This is a genomic window from Paenibacillus sp. RC334 (genome assembly GCF_030034735.1).
Taxonomy (GTDB): domain Bacteria; phylum Bacillota; class Bacilli; order Paenibacillales; family Paenibacillaceae; genus Paenibacillus; species Paenibacillus terrae_A.
Window position 1 is genome coordinate 455572 of sequence record NZ_CP125370.1, and the last position, 14070, is coordinate 469641.

At 51.5% G+C, this 14070-nt stretch carries 23 protein-coding genes; 22 read left to right on the plus strand and 1 reads right to left on the minus strand.

The genetic code is table 11. From position 1 onward, the window contains the following. The first annotated feature begins 63 nt into the window (after window positions 1-63). On the plus strand, window positions 64-1029 hold the full coding sequence (locus tag QMK20_RS02135) for a toprim domain-containing protein (RefSeq protein ID WP_283654384.1): 966 nt from the start codon (window positions 64-66) through the stop codon (window positions 1027-1029). Window positions 1030-1102: 73 nt separating this feature from the next. Here the strand turns inward: QMK20_RS02135 and QMK20_RS02140 are convergent, their stop codons facing one another. Continuing rightward, the gene (locus QMK20_RS02140; RefSeq protein ID WP_283654385.1) at window positions 1103-1348 is read right to left on the minus strand and encodes a helix-turn-helix domain-containing protein; all 246 of its coding nucleotides are present in this window, start codon (window positions 1346-1348) and stop codon (window positions 1103-1105) included. Between the two features lie 101 nt (window positions 1349-1449). Here QMK20_RS02140 and QMK20_RS02145 point away from each other — a divergent pair, with 101 nt between their 5' ends. The 21 genes from QMK20_RS02145 to QMK20_RS02240 all read left to right on the plus strand — a co-directional run bounded on the left by QMK20_RS02145 (window position 1450) and on the right by QMK20_RS02240 (window position 14069). Continuing rightward, a complete protein-coding gene (locus QMK20_RS02145) occupies window positions 1450-2052 on the plus strand; it encodes an RNA polymerase sigma factor (protein ID WP_283654386.1) in 603 nt (200 codons plus the stop codon). 192 nt (window positions 2053-2244) lie between these two features. Continuing rightward, window positions 2245-2406 (plus strand): hypothetical protein, encoded by a 162-nt coding sequence (locus QMK20_RS02150; RefSeq protein ID WP_283654387.1) that lies wholly within the window; start codon window positions 2245-2247, stop codon window positions 2404-2406. After that, the gene (locus QMK20_RS02155; protein WP_283654388.1) at window positions 2403-2927 is read left to right on the plus strand and encodes a hypothetical protein; all 525 of its coding nucleotides are present in this window, start codon (window positions 2403-2405) and stop codon (window positions 2925-2927) included. Before QMK20_RS02150 ends, QMK20_RS02155 begins: the two co-directional genes overlap by 4 nt. Window positions 2928-3076: 149 nt before the next feature. Further along, a complete protein-coding gene (locus QMK20_RS02160; protein ID WP_283654389.1) occupies window positions 3077-3874 on the plus strand; it encodes a hypothetical protein in 798 nt (265 codons plus the stop codon). 20 nt (window positions 3875-3894) lie between these two features. Beyond that, window positions 3895-4101: a hypothetical protein gene (locus QMK20_RS02165; RefSeq protein ID WP_283654390.1), complete on the plus strand. Its 207-nt coding sequence runs from the start codon at window positions 3895-3897 to the stop codon at window positions 4099-4101. Next, window positions 4091-4288: a hypothetical protein gene (locus tag QMK20_RS02170; protein ID WP_283654391.1), complete on the plus strand. Its 198-nt coding sequence runs from the start codon at window positions 4091-4093 to the stop codon at window positions 4286-4288. The genes QMK20_RS02165 and QMK20_RS02170 overlap by 11 nt, the downstream gene beginning before the upstream one ends. 316 nt (window positions 4289-4604) lie before the next feature. Next, the gene (locus tag QMK20_RS02175) at window positions 4605-4745 is read left to right on the plus strand and encodes a hypothetical protein (protein WP_283654392.1); all 141 of its coding nucleotides are present in this window, start codon (window positions 4605-4607) and stop codon (window positions 4743-4745) included. A 71-nt stretch (window positions 4746-4816) separates the two neighbouring features. Then, on the plus strand, window positions 4817-6589 hold the full coding sequence (locus QMK20_RS02180) for a hypothetical protein (RefSeq protein WP_283654393.1): 1773 nt from the start codon (window positions 4817-4819) through the stop codon (window positions 6587-6589). A gap of 15 nt (window positions 6590-6604) precedes the next feature. Continuing rightward, window positions 6605-8428 carry a DNA polymerase gene (locus QMK20_RS02185; RefSeq protein WP_283654394.1) on the plus strand — a complete coding sequence of 608 codons (1824 nt, stop codon included), beginning with the start codon at window positions 6605-6607 and terminating at the stop codon, window positions 8426-8428. A 92-nt stretch (window positions 8429-8520) separates the two neighbouring features. After that, window positions 8521-8706 carry a DUF6440 family protein gene (locus QMK20_RS27515; RefSeq protein WP_404580111.1) on the plus strand — a complete coding sequence of 62 codons (186 nt, stop codon included), beginning with the start codon at window positions 8521-8523 and terminating at the stop codon, window positions 8704-8706. After that, a complete protein-coding gene (locus QMK20_RS02190; RefSeq protein WP_283654395.1) occupies window positions 8690-9781 on the plus strand; it encodes a DNA polymerase in 1092 nt (363 codons plus the stop codon). Before QMK20_RS27515 ends, QMK20_RS02190 begins: the two co-directional genes overlap by 17 nt. Continuing rightward, the gene (locus QMK20_RS02195) at window positions 9782-10129 is read left to right on the plus strand and encodes a hypothetical protein (protein ID WP_283654396.1); all 348 of its coding nucleotides are present in this window, start codon (window positions 9782-9784) and stop codon (window positions 10127-10129) included. Beyond that, entirely contained in the window at window positions 10130-10459 is a 330-nt protein-coding gene (locus QMK20_RS02200; protein ID WP_283654397.1) for a hypothetical protein, read from the plus strand. It abuts the gene before it with no gap. Further along, complete coding sequence (locus QMK20_RS02205; protein ID WP_283654398.1) at window positions 10460-11077, plus strand: 3'-5' exonuclease; 618 nt, start codon at window positions 10460-10462, stop codon at window positions 11075-11077. Between the two features lie 222 nt (window positions 11078-11299). Beyond that, window positions 11300-12109: a hypothetical protein gene (locus QMK20_RS02210; protein WP_283654399.1), complete on the plus strand. Its 810-nt coding sequence runs from the start codon at window positions 11300-11302 to the stop codon at window positions 12107-12109. Next, a complete protein-coding gene (locus tag QMK20_RS02215) occupies window positions 12110-12412 on the plus strand; it encodes a hypothetical protein (protein WP_283654400.1) in 303 nt (100 codons plus the stop codon). Window positions 12413-12424: 12 nt separating this feature from the next. Further along, window positions 12425-12934, plus strand: coding sequence for a hypothetical protein (locus QMK20_RS02220; protein WP_283654401.1), 510 nt, complete (start codon window positions 12425-12427; stop codon window positions 12932-12934). Further along, window positions 12912-13457: a crossover junction endodeoxyribonuclease RuvC gene (locus tag QMK20_RS02225; protein WP_283654402.1), complete on the plus strand. Its 546-nt coding sequence runs from the start codon at window positions 12912-12914 to the stop codon at window positions 13455-13457. Before QMK20_RS02220 ends, QMK20_RS02225 begins: the two co-directional genes overlap by 23 nt. Next, complete coding sequence (locus QMK20_RS02230) at window positions 13454-13669, plus strand: hypothetical protein (protein WP_283654403.1); 216 nt, start codon at window positions 13454-13456, stop codon at window positions 13667-13669. Before QMK20_RS02225 ends, QMK20_RS02230 begins: the two co-directional genes overlap by 4 nt. Beyond that, window positions 13666-13896 (plus strand): hypothetical protein, encoded by a 231-nt coding sequence (locus QMK20_RS02235; protein ID WP_283654404.1) that lies wholly within the window; start codon window positions 13666-13668, stop codon window positions 13894-13896. Before QMK20_RS02230 ends, QMK20_RS02235 begins: the two co-directional genes overlap by 4 nt. Next, on the plus strand, window positions 13893-14069 hold the full coding sequence (locus QMK20_RS02240) for a hypothetical protein (protein ID WP_283654405.1): 177 nt from the start codon (window positions 13893-13895) through the stop codon (window positions 14067-14069). The genes QMK20_RS02235 and QMK20_RS02240 overlap by 4 nt, the downstream gene beginning before the upstream one ends. Window position 14070 lies beyond the last annotated feature (1 nt).

The window sequence follows — 14070 nt, forward strand, 5'->3', positions numbered from 1 at the left end:
ATGCTTTATGCAAAGGATACAACAAATGAGAACGAAAAGCAATAAGAAAGGAGGACGAACAATGTGCGCGCCATAAACGCCGACACGTTCTTATCCGCAATTTGGTCCTATGATTGGCGCAGTATTCAACCGAATAATCGCGGACGCCTCAACGCAACATCACCTTTCGGCATGCGTGAAGATAGCACGCCGTCATTCTCGCTTATTACCGATCCAGAATCGCCCGCTTTCGGATGTTGGACGGATCTTGGCGCAGAGGACGCGGAGTGGTCGCGCGGTGGTCCAATCAAGCTGTACGCGTTTATAAGGAATATTACGTACGAGGAATCCCGCGAGGAGCTTACGACCGGAATCGTGGAAGAAGCAGGCCCGCCGAGACTGCGCCTAAAGCTAGTACCATTGGAGCCGCCGCCTAAACCGAAACCGATTGATCTGTCGCTGTACCGCACGGAGGAAATCCCGTACTTAACAGGCCGAGGCATATCGCCAGAAATACAACGTATGTTCGGTTGCGGATTTGATCGCGCGAAAAATGCGGTGGTTATGCCGTGGCACTCTCCGGACGGGACGTCAATAAACGTGAAATGGCGAGCGACGTGGAGTAAGGCGTTTTGGTATGCGCGTGGCGGCGCTCCAGTCCGGAATATGATATACGGGATACACATCGTTTATTCACGTATGATTGAGCGTGTGTTACTCGTAGAATCGGAAATAGACGCGTTGTACGCATGGAGCTGCGGCGTACCGGCGATAGCAGTCGGAGGGTCTGCGTTTACAGATGCGAAAGCAGAATTGTTGCGCAGGTCTCCGGTAAAGACACTGTTAATCGGGACGGATAATGACGCGGCGGGCGTAAAACTACGCGAAGAGGTAGCTGATAAGATGCGTGGGTATTGTGAGTTATACGATGTTTACGTACCAAACCCGGCCAAGGACCTAAATGAGATTGGAGATACTGCGAGGGTTAACGCATTATGTGAGGGCGCCACTAAGCGCGGCGTCATCGCGAAACTAAAAGAGTCAACATAGTCACTGGACCGGGGAAGCTATACGGGCGACAAGTCGGACGTGAATCACGTCCATTTACGGCACACAGATCGAATTAATCGTCTGTGCGCCCGCTCGGTTGACCGTTATTCCATTCGTACAGATCGTAAGGGTTCTCTACACCGAGAGCTTCCGCTATACGACGTGCGTGTGCAATTTCCATGCTTTTATTGTAGCGCATGTTTATATACGCACTAATCTGGCTTTTGTGGATACCGGTCCGTCGCGATAATTCCGCTTGTGTCATTTCAACATCATCAAGCAAGTTTCCGAGCAGGCATTTAATGACTGTATAAGCCATAAATGCCTCCAAATAAATTTAAAAGTTTTTCTTAAAAGTGTGCGAAACGTATTTCTCATCCGTTGTAGTATATGTAAGCCATAACTAAGGAGTGAGTAACCTTGAGTTTTGAAAAACTAAATAAAAAAGCCAATGAGTTCTTTGTCTCCAAGACCCCGGAAAACTTCAATAACGTATATCAAGAAGTTATTGAAGAATTTCAAAGACAAAATAGACGAAGGGTAACCTCAACGGGTCTCGGTAGTATAGATGATGCCGACGAGATACTTGACTCGGTGATCTTAAAACTAACAGCTAGAGACGGAGCGTTAAATTTTGGTAAGTTGGTATCCAGATCATTGAAAAACGCAAGGATAGATTTTCTCAGGTCTGAACTTCGCCGTTCCGAGAGTTTTGAATTAAGCATTGATTCATCCGAAGAGAGTGCGCTAACACTCAATATCGCGGATAGTGAGCTAGTTGAAGACAGAGTATTAAAGAAAGAAGACGATCAGCGTCAACTGATCGCCTATCTTTCGGACCCTACCCAGGTCGATGATGTTACGACGCTAATCGTAACGAAGTTTTCGCAGTACGATTCCATCACGGCGCTCGCTAAAGCGCTAGGAATACACCACGAGACTGTTAGCCGCAAATTACGCAAGCTATCACGACGATACGACGCTAATCGTTTCGGTGAGATAGGCGAATATTTGGCGGTATAACAGAGGGAGTCGGAGCTTCAGGCATGAGGCCCGACTATCCCTTAAATGCATTATAACACAATGAATCATTCACTAAACAAAATCGTTGTATATGCATTATGTATTTTTTCTGGTAATTCGCTTACCACACATTTAGCATAATACCAGCATTGATAACGGTTGTCAACGTTATTATACCCGGAGGTGTTTAAAATGAAACGCAAATATGACCGTAATTTAAATACGTATAACAACGTAAATTCGCAATATAAACGATTTCCAAACGTTTTATATAACGGAAACGTCTCGACTTACGAAGATTTTTCGGACATTTTCGATATCCATCCGCTGCTAAAAGGCCGGGTGATCGCGTGAAAATTTCCGTAAGTCAGCACGCGATTGATAAAGCGATATCTGCGTTTCGCGTAGATAAACGCATTGCCGAGGAATGGATACGGAGCGGCTTACGTCAAGCTCGTTTTGTGGCGTCGGTTGTTTCCGAGGAGGGTAAGCCGTCACGATTATTCGCGAAGAATCACGTTACATTTATTGTTGCGCCAGATCAAGACGCAGTCATCACGCTTTACCCAAGCGATCAGGTCGCCGCCCCAATCCGGAGTAAAGTTGAAGCGCTTGTAATGCGGGAGCTGCGTAGGATTGAGCGCAAAGAGGTCGCGACGATGAAGCGCAATACAATCGCTAAGCTCGAATTGGCAGTCGAACGGGCTTCGTGTTTATTGCGCGCTGAGAAGTCTCGTAGCCAATCCGTCAAGCTCGCAATGCAGGCTCGTGTTTCTGCAATAGACGAATACTTTACGCAAATTGACGCGGATATCGAAAACATCCGCCACGAGAAACGCAAGGTAGCGAAGGCGGTCGCAGCTTACGTTGCATGACTACGCTATTTAATAGGAAGAAAGCCGGAATTTCTTACGCCGGCTACGCGGTATTGACGTACGGGGTGGGGCCCGTTGCCAAATACGTCGGTGCCGTGTAGCGGACGTAAGAATACAGTCCGAAAATTAACCGAGGGGAACGTGATTGGATGTCCATTTTCACACGTAAAGGCGAAGCGGCTGCGGCAGCGACGAATAACGATGGAGGCACGCAAGAAAGCCCGATTGTATCGTTCAAGTCCGGTACGACGTTCAAAGTCGGAGTCAAGTCCGTCAACGACGTCGCGGAGTATTACGGTTACAGCGTGTTCAAGAAGGTAAACACGTTCGTTCCGAAAAACGGAGCTGTACGTAATGCTCGCGGATACATCGAGTCCGGTGCGACGGTTTGGGATCAGGCGGCTGAACTACTGTATGCCGACGCTAAAACTGCGAAAGACGGCGGCGCGAGCGAGGACGCAGTCAAGAAGATCACGGATGAAGCGTATCTGTATCGCGGTAAACAACGGTTCCTGCGTGCATTTTTCGACTTGACGACGGGCAAGGACATCGTAGTTGACCTGAGTCCGAAGCAAGAGAAAACGCTCAAAGCCGTTATCGAAAAGTACGCAAAGAAACTCGGCACGATCGCGTTCGAACTTTCGAAGACAGGTACGAGCACAAACGCAGTCGTTGCGTTGTCTCCGATTATCGACGCAGACGAAGACCTGACGGACGAGGAACGTAAGAACTTCGAAAAGCTGGCGGACGCACCTTTCGATATGGAATCGTTCGAGACGTGCTTGTACGTAGCCGACGAGGAGGAACAGATAAAGAACCTCGTTATCGCGGGCTTCGATATCTCACGCTTGGGCTTGTCTATCGGAGCAGCCGCACAAACTCCGCCGACCGAGCCGCAACAAACGGATGCGCCTATCGATATCAGCGAAGAGGACTTGCCGTTTTAATTACGAAGGGAGATGCGTGTATGGGCAATGTTTGGTTAATCGCGGACAAAAATGACGGCAGGCAACCGGTCGCGTACCGAGTAACGGAGCAGGACGCGGAGGGCTATACCAACGCACTTCGCGGCAGAGGTTACGTCAAAATTACCGTAGCTCGTCCGACGTTAGAGATTGACGACGTTGTGGGCACGGTAAATTATCCGGAAAGGGGCGCGGAATATGCTCAGTAAACTCGGTCCGTGGCAAGCGTTCTTACTCATGATCTTGCTGACACTCGGAGCTTACGCCTTTCTTTCGTGGGTGCTGGCGTTCCTAATTTCGTTCGTATTCGGATTTAGTTTCGGATTTCTGAACGCGGCTGGCCTTATCGTCATCATCACTATTGTCGGCGGGTTGTTACGTAAAGGAGGTGAGTAATACGGCACATCAAACGGAAATTACCGGCAAGTATTCGGAGCTGGCGGCGCGTCTTGCGCTGTTGGCTAACGGGTGGACCATCCACACGTCGGAAACAGCGGAAGCTTACGACGTATTAGCGACGGAGCCACTTACGGGCCGCCACGTTAAGATCCAAGTCAAGACGGTGCGTCGACGTTCGGATCGCGAGCGCAGTGACGGAATCGCGGACCTCGTAGTTTACGCGAAGAAAGGCAACGGCACGACGTACGATCGAGCCGACGCTGACTATATCGTTGGCGTGTGGGCGGTCGATGGCGAGACTCCGCGTGTGTTCATGTTCGAGAACCGATGCCTGAGCGAGTATTGGTGCAGCGAGGCACGGGCGTCCGAGCGTTGGGTCGAGTTGTCCATCGCGTTGAATCGGAATCTTGACGAACCCGAGCCGGACGCGCCAGCGTTAGCACTCGTAGCTTAGTCGTAGTTTACGGAAGATTACGCAAGTCCAATAAAACGCGGGCCAACGAGCCCCTAAAGGAGACCGATTAAATGGCGAAATTGAACGTAACTGTACCGGCTGTGGACGTAGAGGTAAATGGCGTTAAGTACCGTAAAGTCGACCGTGACGCGCAAGTTGGCGATATCATCCGATACGACGACGAGGATGACTACGTTACGAAAGGCGCATTTTACGCGGTGACAGAGATTGACGGTTGCGGTGACCCGCAAATTGAAGATAACGACGGTGACAACCACGACCTTTGCGGCGAAGAGTTCAAAGTGTATGCGAAAGTATCGGAGATCGGCACTGCCTATCGCGAGGTTAAACGTTACGCCAAAGTAGGCGAACGTATCCGTATCATCGATAGAATGCGAGCGTCCGATCCGTACGATAATGGCGCTGAGCTTACGGTAGCTGAGGCCGATCCGAAGGATGGGCGCGTGTGGGCGGTTATTAATGGGGAGCGTGCGGTCATTGCTCATCGGGAGTACGTCGTGCTTGAACCCGTAACAGCCGAGGAACCCGCACCTAGATGGCTGACCGTTGGGGATTACGCTAAGATCACGGGCGAGATTCGCGGGCACGGATTTAAAATCGGCGAGATCGTAAAAATCGTAGAGGACGACGAGTCTGAGTTCCTTCCGTACCGGGGCGAAACCGCTGACGATCGTGGCGTATCCGGGGACTGGTTCGGTCCGGACGAGTACGAGCCCGCAACAGAAGCGGAGTTCCTGGCGCAAACTCGACTAAAGGTCGGAGATCACGTGAAAGCTACATCCGGAAATGGCTTCGCAATTATCGGCGGGATTTACGTAATCGAAGAGGACGACCGCAGCCCAGTCCCGTACAAACTCGCATCATTATCGGGAAAATACGCAGGGTGGTTGTTTGCGAGCAGCGTAGTCCGCGCAACCGACGAAGAGGTAACGCAAGCTAAACGTAAACTTGCGGCTGAAACGACTACTACGGACCCGCGGAGTCAGTTCGCAGTAGGCGAGAAGGTGCGTTTGATTAGCGGTGGCGGTAAACATCCGCTGAACGGATACGACAACGGAGGAATTTACGAAGTTGATACGCCATTTTGCGAAACGCACGGTCACGCGCCTGTCATTCAGCTTGTCGGCGGTGATATCCCTTACGGTTACGCAAAACCGGAACAGCTCGCAAAACTCACGATTGAAGTCGGTTCTACCGTCCGCCTTACGATCGAAGAGGGCAAGACTCCGCGCTACAAATGGGGCAAGGTAAGCAACGGAGATATCGGCACAGTACGTGATATTGCAGCCGGTTTAGCTTACGTGGATTTCCCGGCGCAAAAACGCTGGATCGCACTACTAACCGAATTGACTCTCGTTTCTGACGGGGAGAAGGAGCAGCCACAACCGGAGCCCGTACGTTTCAAAGTCGGCGAATATGCGCGTACTCTCGTTGCGAAAGCCTGCATTCCGACGGGCTCTATCGTGATGGTCGTGCGAGATGACGAGGATTGTAATCCGTTTAGGTCCGTAGTAGTTGGCGGAAGTGCGCACCATTACTACACGCAGGACGAACTCGAACGCGTTGACGCAGAGACTGCGAAGTGGGCTGCGATTGGCCGTAAGGTGAACGAGTTTAAGGCGGGCGATGTTGTCGTCGTAGATAGACCGTATGGAGCGCCGTTGAAACGTGGACAGCTTGTGACTGTACGTCGAGACAATGGGGGTGCTGAGTCGGTTAGCGTAACCGAAGTCGGTTGGCTCGTATCAGTATCGGCGCTAGTCACTCCGGTCGAACAACGCTTTGACCGGATGGAACTTGAGGCTACGAAAGCCGCAGCGTAAGGAGGTGTCGCATTCATGGCTGACGTTAAATTAACGCTTAATCTCCGCCAGCCAACCGCAGACCCGGACATAGCCGAACGTGTAGCCGACGCAGCCAAACGTAAGAAAGCCGCAGAAGAAACGCCAGCCGAAGCAGTCGAACGTATTAGCGCAATGTCGTTGACGGAGCGCGAACGTAAGGCAGTCGAGGCGGTAAAAGTAGCGTTGACGAGGGAAACAGGCAAGTTCCCGTCTTTCCGCTCTAGCGGAGGGTCTATAACGAAGGCTGACGTAGTTGCAGCGGGCGAGCGTACCTTGGCGGATACGCATCGGAGGGAAAGGGCGGAAAGGATCGCGGAGACGTTACGGACTAAACCGGATAACTTTCATATACTTACGTGTGATTCCGAGTTGCCAGCGTTCGTTGAGCGGTTACGTGAGGAGTGCCGCCGTCAGATGCGCGAGTGGCCGGACAGGTGGGCGAAACTTGGCGTAAAGTCCATGACCGCGAATGACTTCGAGGGTACCGGCGTCGATACGTACATTGACGTTTCGATCGGTTACTCCGTGTGGCTTCCGTTACTCAACGAAGGTTATTACATTCCGTATGGTCACGTCGACATGCGCGGCGAAGCCGGCTTCGAATTTCTCGACGATATGAGTGCGCACAAATCTACGGACAGTCAACTAACGCGTTCGAAAGTGCTTGCGGCGATTTCTCCGTATTTATCGCAACCTAACCACGGCAAATCGTTTCATATGGGATCGGCGCGTTACGATTTACACGTTGCTATTAAGGACGGCTACGAGATTCACGGCTGTGTATGGGACTCGCTAGATGCGATGCGAATGCTTAACGAACACGAAGAGTCATTCGGCCTCAAGCCGCTAACCGCAAAGTACGGAAGATTCTTCGGAATTAACGGACCTATCTACACGTTCGAGGACATGTTCGGAAACCGTTCGCCGGCTCCATTTAGTATCGAACTTGTCGGAATCTATGCGATAAAAGACGTTCTGTACGGATGGGCTCTTACGGAGTGGCAGTACAAGCAAATGACGCAAGCAGCTTCCGCAGATGGTTCCGGTAAGCTACTCGATTGTTACGCGATGATTGACTCCAAGCTACCGGAAACAGACGTATTCTTAGCGCGGTCCGGGTTCGTCGTTGACCTCGACGGGCTTGCGAAGCTCGAAGCGGAATTTACGCCGTTACTCGAGCAAGCGCGTGAGGACGTAATTACTTCGTATGATATCGGACCTGAGTTTGTACGTAAGATGGACCGTACGTTAAACGCAAGTAAGATTACGGACTGGATCGAAAAGCAACGTCGGCGGATCGCACGTAATAAGGAAGCGACCGAGAAACAGCGTGCAATTATCGCGGAATGTAAAGCGGCAGGGAAAACTTCGCTGAAGAAGTACACGAACGCAGTCGCACGTCTCGCGGAGTTAGAGGCGGAAGAGTTAGCGCCGGCAGATGAAGAACACGCGCCTTTGTTCGTTACGGAGTTTTCAATTACGAACGGTAATCATCTGGCGTATCTCATCTATGACCATCTCGGTATACGTGATCGGACCGGACAGTTCAAGCGCGGTAAAACGCGGAGCACTGCGGCCGACGTTATGGAGGCGTATTACCAGGAAGAAGAAGCGTTAAAGCCGCTCGCGACCGTGGCTGCTTATGAGAAGCTTCTAAATACGTACGTGATGAAAATACCACAAGCTCTTGAAGCAGACGGTCGGATTCACACGGAGTTTAAATCAGGAGGGACCGCGACCGGACGTTATAGTTCGTCGGGTTATAGCGGACGTCCAGTCGATATATTACGTGAGTTTGAAACGGAGGAACGAATATGAAGAAGATGGTTTTCGGGTTAGTAGCGCTATTACTAACGTTCGGACTGACAGCTTGTGGCGAGAGTACGGATAGCGTTAAAGAAAAAACTGCTATGAACATACGATTCGAGTTTATAAGTCGGGATTTTATAGATACAACTACCGTGATAACTACTGTAAGAGATAAGGAGACGGGCATTTATTACGCAGCGCTAAGTTCTAGTACTACATCGAACGGAATAGGAGGCATGTCACCACTCTACGATAAGGACGGTATGCCATTTGGTCACGATAACTGATGCAAATTACCACGCTATCGTCCGTAAGCTCATCACTGACGAGCGCAAAGTCCCTAAAGGCACGAATTTGCAGAATATGCCGTCAAAGGGCGCAGGAACCTCTGTACGTAATCAGTTTATACCCCGCCCTGGCTCTACGTTCGTCGGCGCTGACCTAGGGCAAATAGAGCCTAGAATAATGAGCCACATCATGTATACGCGATATGGCGATAACTCCATGCGTCAAATCTTCGTTGACGGCGTTGACCTTTATACGACGATGGCGATGATGACTTTCGATTTGCCCCAGGAGTATTGCGTAGATAAGGCGTACGACCCGACGCACACATTCCAACCACGCAGGATGATGAAGACAGGTCAACTCGCGGTATCGTACGATCAGTCGCCGAAGTCATTTGCGAAGAAGATGGGCGTTAGTGATGACGTAGCTGCGATGTTCTTCGAAAATTTCGACCGTACCTTTCCGTCGTTTAAAACGATGGTTGCGGACATCCGCGAGTTTATGCGTAAACACGGTTACGTCGAAACGTTGGACGGACGTAAGCGGAGATTTCCGGATTACAAGAGTGCTGCGGCGGCTGCGGCCAAGAATGAGCAGCGCCTGATCCGGCTATATACGGAACGGAAAGCACTTCGGAATAAGCCGAAACTCAGTGTGTTAGATTCCGCGAAGATGCTGCGGATTCAGGACGAAATCGACGTGTTGTCCGAGAAGCGCGGGCTTATCGGATATTGGGAACGCGCGTCATTTAACGCCGTGATTCAAGGGACTGGCGCGGATGTGCTGAAACGAATCGGTATCCGTAACGCCCAAGAGTGTCGAGCGCGGGGTTGGGAGTTTAATGCGTCCATTCACGATGAGATCAAAAATTCGATACCTAACGAACAATTAACGCGAGAGACGATCGCGCTTATCGACGAGATTATGACGCAGACAGTTACGTTTAGTGTACCGCTCGTGACGGATATCGTGATTGAACCGCGCTGGATGCAGGAGTACGGGCCGGACGAGTGGGATTACAAGAATTGCTGTCCGCTACCGGAATTTGCGAATAAGTACGAGGAGGCTGCGTAAATGGAAAACGTAATTGAGAAGCTGCGTGAATTGATCGGAAGCGAGTACGAGGGTGAGGCGTGGGACGAGACGCACGAAGAAGTTGACACGATCCTCGACCGCTACAAGCCGGTAGGGTACGTGAGTGAGAAAATCGATTCTTCGTTTGAAGACGGTGGTCGCTGGACTAACTACCAAACGGACGTATACCGCGTTACGCAGGACGACGGAAAGGTCGCGTACTTCTCCGTTTGGCGTGAAGTTCCCGCAACTGAAATGCAGGATGGCGGAGATTTTTCGGTCAACATCGAGGAAGTCGTGCCGCAGGAAGTTACGACAATTCGATATGTTTCGGGGAGGGCTGCGTAGGTGGCTAACGGCAAGATAAACATTCTCATGTGCCCTGAGTGCGGTAACGAGGATGAGCGCGGATATTGCTACGATTGCCGCTGTTACTGTCGCAAGGCTACAAGAGACAAACGCCAAGTTTTCGGCGATTTCACGGTTGTTGACTGGCTCAGTTCGAGATCAAGTGCGGGGCTTATCGTAGAGGATACACGATCCGGCCAGCGTTATCCGCTATATATGTCCGATGTGTTTGATTTTATTAACGGGTTTCAGTTGACGAGTCGTACGCTAGAGGAGACGAAGAAGGGCTCCGCTTACGGCTGGAAGGTAATAACGAAGGAGGTTGCGTAAATGAACGAAATCGTAACGGTAATTGACATAGAAACAACGGGCCTTGACGCCACCACCGATCACATTACGGAAATTGCCGCTATCCGAGCGGAAGTTGGGCCCGGCGGTTATATCCGCGAAATTGGACGATTCCAGACGTACGTTGCGCTGCCGCCTGGTGTGGAGATTCCGGAGTTCATCACGGAGTTGACTGGGATTAAGACAGAGGATTTGCGCGGTGCTCCTGACGTAGCTTGCGTTAGAACATCGTTACGCCGGTTCCTAATCGAGTCGACCGCCATCGTGCATAACGCTCCGTTTGATTTATCCTTTGCGCCGTTGCCTATGTTTACGCTAGGGTTCGCCTGCACTCGCGCCATGTCCCGCTTAGTCGATCCAGACGAATCCGCAAGTCTCGCGGATGTATGCCAACGATATGGCGTTGAACTAAACGGCCACCACCGCGCTATGAATGACGTGGAGGCTACGTTGCAACTTTACGCAATCCTGCGAGAGAAGGCGGAAGTTAACGGAATCACATATAGTAATGTTGTGATTGACAGCGAGGAAAGACCGTTGACTTACGTACCGCCTGGTGCGATTGTACGGACGATTACGAAAACCAAGGAGGCGGTTTGACTGTCGCAAGAACTCGCAAATAAAATCGCGCAAGACTTCACGCTTCACCTTAACGCCTGGCATAAGAGTCCCGAAGTATACGACGATGCTCTCGTCGCACAGATTCATCGCTGGTATGCGGATTTCCTTACGGATAAATCCCGCAAGCTGTGGCCGCCGCGAGGTATTCCGTATTTCTCTCCTTCGTCAGCTAACGCGGATGCTCGCGGCCTCTACGAAAAGATGCGCGGGGCCAAAAAGGAGAAGACGGGCCAGCCCGCGCACCAAGGACGATGGACCCGCATAGGTACAGCGATCGGAGATACGATCCAACGCGATATCCTCTTCGCAGATAAGCACAATCCGCAGCCTCCGTCAAAGTTTTCGTTTGAATATAACGGTCGCGGCGAGCCGATGTTCGAGGACTTCGCAAAGGTTAGTCGCGTAATCGAACACGGAGGGAAGACGTTCGCACTCTACGGTACATGCGACGGCATTATGCTCTACGTTTCCGAAGATGGCGAAATAATGCGTGTCGGTCTCGAAATCAAATCGAAGCAGACAACGTATTCGATGACGTCCGGGTTCTCTGCACGGAAAGGTCCGAAGGAGGACCACGTTAAGCAATGCATCTGCTACTCCGTAATGTACGACGTCGATTATTACGTCATCCTCTACGTTAACGGTTCGAAGAAGTCGTGGAATATGACGGAAGATGAGTTCGCGAAGAACCCGGATATCCTGGCGTTCGGTTTATACATTACGGACGAGATGCGTAACGACGTACTCGACCATTTTGCGGGCATTGTTCACGCAGCCGAAACGGGCGACGCGCCAGCTCTCGACCTCGATAAGTGGCTTTTTAACGACTTCAAGCGCACGATCGCAGTTTCTCTTACCGAAGCAGAAATCACGAAACTGGAACGCAAGGTAATCGCGCTGAATCATTCGTCATTACCGGACTGGAAGAAGCGCGGACCGAGCGAGGCGTTGGCGGATATTATGCGGATTCGTGCGGAAGTGACGGAGGGTCAAACGAAGGAGGCTGCGTAAATGGGATACAGTACGGATTACAGCGTTGAGTTAACTCCGGATTTACCCGAGGTTCGACAGGCGATCGAGGACGAAGATGACCTCGCGTTCGCTATCGGTGAATGTGCTGACTCGTGTAAATGGTACGAACACGAGGCGGATATGCGCGTATTCTCTAAGCGGTTCCCTGACGTTCTTTTCCAATTGAGCGGCGATGGTGAAGAGGCTGGCGACATTTGGCGTAAATACTTCCGCAACGGAAAAATGCAGAGCTGTCCCGGACAGATAACGTTTGAGCCGTTTGATGAATCGAAATTACGTTAAGGAGATGACGCAATGAATTACGGACGAAGAATCAGCAACGGAGTTATGTACGTAGGTGTGGTGTTCTCGGTGTCGCTCGGCGGATTGCTCGCCTTAGCGTTAATTTTCGGAGGGGACTCGGACTGGTGGACGCGTATCATCTTCGCACTGCTTGCGATTTGGGCATTCGCAGCGGGATTCGTGGAGGGGAAGTCCGAAGAGGAGCCAAAGAAAGACGGAGTATTCAGGGCTACACGCCAGGATAAAGAGGACGCACGTAAACGTCTAGAAGAACGCAAGCAGATTGAGCGTGCTTATGACGCGCGTGATTATATCGTCCTATCTGCGTTACTGATAGCGTTCGCTAAGCACGGGGGCGTCTTACGAGGGCTACTGCCCGACGAGGATGCAAGCGTGCTCTACGATATGGGTGAGCGGTTAGAGTACGAGTTTACGGCCGACGAGCAACTGGCGATGATGGCGGAGATCATCCGTGAGAAATCAGCGGAGGTGTTGCGAATTGGCGAAGACGACGCGGCCTAGGCCGTTACGCGTACTCGGACTCGACTTATCGTTATCGCCTGGCATTGCTGCGATTGAGGTACGGAACAGGCAACCGTATCTCGTCGCTTGTTCTTCCGTTGCAACGTCGACCGACGACCCGGACGCCGTACGTAATTACATCGTTGAGTCGTTCGTAGCGCAATTTGTACGCGAGCATCGTCCGTTCGACCACGTTGTTCGCGAGGACTTTACGGCTGGCCGGAATAAGCGCGCTACGCAAACGATATTCAGCTCGTGGGCTGCGGCAGATCGTGCGTTGTACTCCTACGGATATCAGGCGGCGGATTTAAAGCCTGCGTTAGCGCCTACGTCAGTTAAGCGACTAGTCGCTGGAAATGGCAAGGCAGAGAAGGCGGAAGTAGCGGAGGCTGTGCGGAGATTGTTGCGGCTAGATGAGGACTACGTATTTAAAACGGGATATGACGACTCGGATGCGTGTGCGGTGGCGCTGGCGTATTTGATACGTGAGGGCTTAATAGATACGGAGGGAGTTGCGGCGTGAGTGCGAGAATTTACGTTACCGAGATTGACTACGATATCGTCGAAATGTATTCAACAACTGTGCAACGTGTCGCGACGACAGGCACTCGAATAGGGGCGAAGGTGTATACAAGCACCGGCGGTTACTTGGATGTGTATGTCCGCGTTCCCGGCCGTGTTGAGGATGCGGAGGAAGCTGTACGTAATTTACTACGGGAGGCTGTTGCGGAATGAGTAACGTAATATCTGACGAAAAATTACACGCGTTGATTATTTGCGGAGCGTTATCGTCTACGCTTCAGGACGTAGGCGGCGACCCGTCCGAAGTCCTTACCGAAGCTGAAATCGTAAGATTCGAAGAGTTGACGGACACGCCAGAGCTGAACGCAATGGCTGACGAGGATATTGCGCGAGTTATCCGTCCGTTAGTGCGGAAGTACGCGGATGTGGCGCTGTCATGACGGAGGAAGAGGACGTTTACGTACGCTATGCACTTAGCCTACACCAGCAGATCGGCAGGCTTACACACGCGCTTGTTTATAAGAGACTCGACGTCGCGGAGTACGAGCGCCAACTGGCGGAGACACGCGCAAAGCTTGCGGAAGTAGAAAAGAGAATGGGAGAGATGCGCTAAC